The organism is Paraburkholderia panacisoli, assembly GCF_008369935.1.
GTDB lineage: Bacteria > Pseudomonadota > Gammaproteobacteria > Burkholderiales > Burkholderiaceae > Paraburkholderia > Paraburkholderia panacisoli.
Genome location: NZ_VTUZ01000111.1, coordinates 1 through 4,617 on the forward strand (window position 1 = coordinate 1; position 4,617 = coordinate 4,617).

Annotated in this window: 5 protein-coding genes; 2 read left to right on the forward strand and 3 right to left on the reverse strand. The window is 58.1% G+C overall.

The genetic code is table 11. From position 1 onward, the window contains the following. Nucleotides 1–250: 250 nt before the first annotated feature. Nucleotides 251–511 (reverse strand): transcriptional regulator, encoded by a 261-nt coding sequence (locus tag FVF58_RS50630; RefSeq protein ID WP_149676933.1) that lies wholly within the window; start codon nt 509–511, stop codon nt 251–253. Between the two features lie 605 nt (nt 512–1,116). Between FVF58_RS50630 and FVF58_RS50635 the strand changes: the two genes are divergently transcribed. Together FVF58_RS50635 and FVF58_RS50640 are read left to right on the forward strand one after the other, a co-directional pair. After that, entirely contained in the window at nt 1,117–1,434 is a 318-nt protein-coding gene (locus tag FVF58_RS50635) for a hypothetical protein (RefSeq protein WP_149676934.1), read from the forward strand. A gap of 163 nt (nt 1,435–1,597) precedes the next feature. After that, the gene (locus FVF58_RS50640) at nt 1,598–2,149 is read left to right on the forward strand and encodes a hypothetical protein (protein WP_149676935.1); all 552 of its coding nucleotides are present in this window, start codon (nt 1,598–1,600) and stop codon (nt 2,147–2,149) included. Nucleotides 2,150–3,083: 934 nt separating this feature from the next. Here FVF58_RS50640 and FVF58_RS50645 read toward each other — a convergent pair. Both FVF58_RS50645 and FVF58_RS52235 read right to left on the reverse strand, forming a co-directional pair. Next, nucleotides 3,084–3,455: a phage protein NinX family protein gene (locus FVF58_RS50645; RefSeq protein ID WP_149676936.1), complete on the reverse strand. Its 372-nt coding sequence runs from the start codon at nt 3,453–3,455 to the stop codon at nt 3,084–3,086. After that, entirely contained in the window at nt 3,452–3,628 is a 177-nt protein-coding gene (locus FVF58_RS52235; protein ID WP_188131235.1) for a hypothetical protein, read from the reverse strand. Before FVF58_RS52235 ends, FVF58_RS50645 begins: the two co-directional genes overlap by 4 nt. Nucleotides 3,629–4,617: the final 989 nt, after the last annotated feature.

Sequence of the window (4,617 nt, forward strand, 5' to 3'; positions counted from 1 at the left end):
CGCGCGAATATCTGTTTTGGTCTCGTCAGTCGCAGCTTTGAGTCGGCACATACCTGCCGCCTATCGCCCGCTGTCAACCGTAGTGAGGCTTCGCAACCGCCTGCGAAGCCGTGGGAGCGACATTGGGACGCGCCCTAAGGAGTTGTTCTTCCGGATGCACGCGCAGGGCGTGAGTATGCCTGCTTCCAGGCTGGTACCCGCACCGGGTGGGCGGTCATCTCTTACCTGCAGCTCAATGAGATGCGGGATCTCATTCCGGCTTATCGAAGACGCCAGCTTCGAGATCCTGTCTGAAATGCTGCACCCAACCGGTTTCGAAGCCGATGGGGTATTCCCTCGCAATTTGTGTTGATAGTCTGGTTACGGTGACATAGCCCTGCAGGCCGACGTTCTCGTCGCCCTTGGGGTCAGTCGTATCCGTTTCCAGCAGTTCGAATTCACCTTCTGCCAGTCCCTTGCGCTGCAAGGTCGCCAGGAAAGCCTGGCGCTCATCCGGTTCGATCAGTTGCATTTTCCGCCCTCCCGTCTGTCCGCCACCGATATTCGCGGTCCCCTTCACGACGTTGTCATAACCCAAGAAAGCTCCAGAACGTTACGCAATGCCCGAGTGCGTCATAGCTGCGGCTGAGGTTGTGAAAGCCGAATGCCATGCGCTCATCTGGGTCTGATCCGGTCAGAGTCGGGAACCACCAGCGTACAGCTTTTGTGCACGCGCTCGATGGAAAACTGTCCGGACAGTTTTGTCATAGTTCCTGGCATCCTTCATGACCCGTCGCAATTTGCATCGGTACGCACATCGCCATGAACAGTCGAAACCGCCTGCAGGTGCCGCAAAAAGACGCAAAGCCGCGCTTGAGGTATGTCCCTTCTGCGCAAGGCCCCTGCGCGTAACCATGTCATCGCGTGACGTTGTCCCGCCCGGGGATTGTTTGCGCGGTGCCGCTATCAGCATTAATTGCGCAAAGCGCCCGGGCTCGTACCTGTGGCGATACCAACGTCCGCTCGCTGGATAGGCCGATGCGAATGGACGGATCAGTCCATGCGCAGACCGATAGTTGAGGCTCGCTGGCCACAACAGGGCTACACTCAAAATGGGATAAATCCCGGAGCAATATCATGACCGATGCTACCCCCCAAAGCACATTTCGCGGTCTTCCCCTGACACCGGAGCAGGACGCAGAAGTCAGGCACTACATAAAGAAGAAAGAGCAGCATGGCGCGCCGTGGGACACGCCGGAGTTGCAGGCCATGCTTCGAGACATGCTGGAGCCCCCGGGCGACGACGACGGAGGACTCGGCTCCACCGTCGACGAAACGAAGGCGGCCACAGAACGCGCGACGGCTTGCATCGACGAGACCATGGAACCCATTGAAGCCTGCGAAGAGCGGAATGCCGCGATGGAAACCGAGGGTATGAGGGGACCGAAGCGTTGAATCCCGGGCGGGGCTCGCGACTGATGTTGAAATTCACCTAACGCGTTCGGACTGTGGCATAAGCCTGTTGGGAACCCGGAATCACATCGATTGCGGCGCCGACGGTCAGCTCTGCAATCAGCGAGCCCCACCAGCGAGAAGAGGGGGCTCGCCGTGTACTTCGATGCCTGCGCCCCAGAGACTCCTTTCGGAGGACAATGAAACACGTTCCATCGATGTATCCTTAGCCGTACCGGGCGCAAAGCCGGTTTCAACGCCGGCGCAGAAGCCAGCCGATCTGTCGCAGCAATACGCGAACCCACTCGCGACGAGCAAGAAAAAAGCAATCAGGCACGCGATGCCGGACGAGCGCACGGGAATATGCCTGGTCGGCCACAACTTGTCAGTTGGATGGAACGTCCGGTGGGCGTTCCGTCTAATGAACGTCGATGGTGGACCTGAACGGCTCTCGTCGTGCCGCCCTTACCTCGCAACTGTGCGCAAGCGCAAGGAGCCGGCTGCAAGCCGCACCCGGTATGATTGCGCGCACGTTGTACCCGTGACGCCCTTTCGATGTATGTCCTATCTGCGAAAGGAGGAGATCATGAAACGCGACATGAATCTGGCACTCGCAATATTGAAGACTCTCGAGGAAAACAAATCCCCGCACCTCAGCGAATTTGACATTGAAAGCGCGCTCAAGGAGGCGTTCGATGTTTCGAACCGGGGCATATGATATCGGTTGAACCTGCTGGCCGACGCAAATCTCGTCCGCTCGATGGGTAGCGCGCGGAGAGCGCCGTGAACTCGTTTTGGTAGACGTTGCAGACGTATTCCTGGTGAATGGCCACAGCACCGATTGCGCACGCTCCGATCATCTGTAGACAGCAGCACTTGACTCGACAGACAGTGTCTGTTCATTTCGTCATTCCCGACTTGATAGCTGTCGTTTTTGGGACGAGGAAAAGGTCAAGCCCGAAGCCGCGAAGCGGTGCGCCATAGGCGCAGGCTTGAGGCTCGACTCGTCCCGAAGAATCATCCCCCTGGTCGGGAGTGGACGATATCTCTTCTGACATTGTCTGACCGGTCGAGTACCGGCTAATACACATCATCAGGTCTGTCGTTCCACAGTCCGGGCACTTCGCTACTCCGTCCTGCACAACCGTCTTCTCCCATTCATCTGATCTGAGCGTAATCATGATCTCCGGGAGCGGTACGGCTCTCCCCGAAGAGTAGGCGGTCGCTGACGGGTATCCGGCGGCGTCCTTTCGATGATGGCTACGCTGTGACGAAGGCAACGCTGGATGACCTTCGATGCCGGTCAAGCAATGATCACCCCCCTTTCATCCCGCCTCATGCAGCGGCGATTTGTTCACCTAGTTCACCAGGTCGGGCCGCACGGTGCAACGCGGACGCGAGCCACGCGACGAACGCGTCGTGCCATCGCTCAAACGCGTCACGTCGAGGGCGTATTCCTCGCCGAGTCTGCCGTTGTCGCGGAGAAACACGGCAGCACATTGCGCCCGTCCTAATATGCCACGGCGAAGCCGGTCAGGTCTGCGGTCGTTCCGCGCGACTGATCGCACAGTAGCATCGCCAACTGCGATCTGAACTCCTGGAATGTCATGGCTGTTTTCCAGTGGATGTACAACCCTCGGCACGAAAGGTGGCTAGATCTCGTCAGGGACTTCGTCGCCGAACTTGTCTGCCACGTAGGCACGCATGGCGGCGATCAGCGGAGTGTTTCCGTAGAAGCAAAAGCCGGCCGGTGTGGACGCTGCGTAACCGCCATGGTGTAGTGCGCCAGCATTAGTGTTGACCCGGGGCAGACAGTAGTCTTCGCGTTCGATGATTGGGCCGCCCTGACCCCAGTCCGTCGACGGCGAAAAGGCGGCGTCAACCTCGACGGACTTCTCGTGTTTGCTGTCGCAATCAACATACGCCACCCAGCAGAGGCCATCCTCCACCTTTGGGTTTGATAGGCCTTCCGCTTTAGCAACCCAGTAATCGAGTTGCGCACCTTCCAGATCATTTGTCTTCACAGGCTCTCTCCATCGGGCACTTCCTGGCCGAACTTGCTGTCGACATACCAATGCATAGCCGCTGCCAGATCTTCATCTCCGAGCCACCAATCACTCCCCGACCGTGCCTGCGCGGCGATCTCCGCCGGTCGTCCGACCTGAGCGATCAAATGTTCTTCGAATATCGGATCCATGATAGAACTGATCTCGATTTGCTCGTGCGCAATGATCGGTTGCGTCTGCTCTGGGCCGGTGGATGGAGCGAAAACTTCCCGCTCGACGGATCGCCTGACATGCACACGGGCCACCCCTCGGCATCTTCGCCGTATAGATCAGCATCCCGCATTCTCTCGGCGCGTGCAACTCCATAATCGAGCAGCGCGTCCTTCAGTTCGCCGACATCCACACCCACCCTACCGATCAATGCCGATGAGCATCCGCTGATGCGTCGTTTTCCACAAACCGAGACACGAGAAGCGCTCGATCGTGATCGTGTGGCCGGAAGCATGCGACGACGGGCGCGTGAAGGTTGACTTCGCCTGGCTCGTTGCGGGCAGTTACTCCGCGTGGTCGGTGTGCACAGCGGGCTGTCAAGCTCGATTGCTGTTGAAGATCGTTAATTCTGCCAGCGGTATCCATTGAAGCGCTAACGCTGTCCGTTAATACTGCTAGCGCGGCTTTTTCACCGGAACACGAACTCACTGCCTGGAACGTCTCTCCTAAGCGCAGCACGACACCGCGCTTACCGACATCCACACTAGGAATGTTGAAGGCCGCCGAAGTAACACCTAGAGTGCCATACCGTATGGTATTTTTGATCGGCATACTAAGGATGGGTGCCGTCCGAGGATCGAAAAAAATGGCCTTCGGCATTTACGCTTGCTGCCGCTTCTGGCCAACGCAGCTTCTGGCCAACGCGCCTATCGCGCTGCTGGGCAACCGCATTATCCGAATTAGAGGAAACGCGCTAGCAAAATTAACGGACATCCAGCCGTTCACCCGTTGCTGAAACGAGACGGGCGGCAAAACCGGCAATCTGGCCTTCCAGCCTTATTGGGCGCGGGTCGCAGCCCCCTTTACGCTAGCAAATGCCGTGACTAAACAGCAGGTAAGTTCCACAGACAGAAGGCATGGGTGTGCTCGAGGGGCCGAGCAAGTGCTAGCCTGCTTTCAGCTCGTTTTC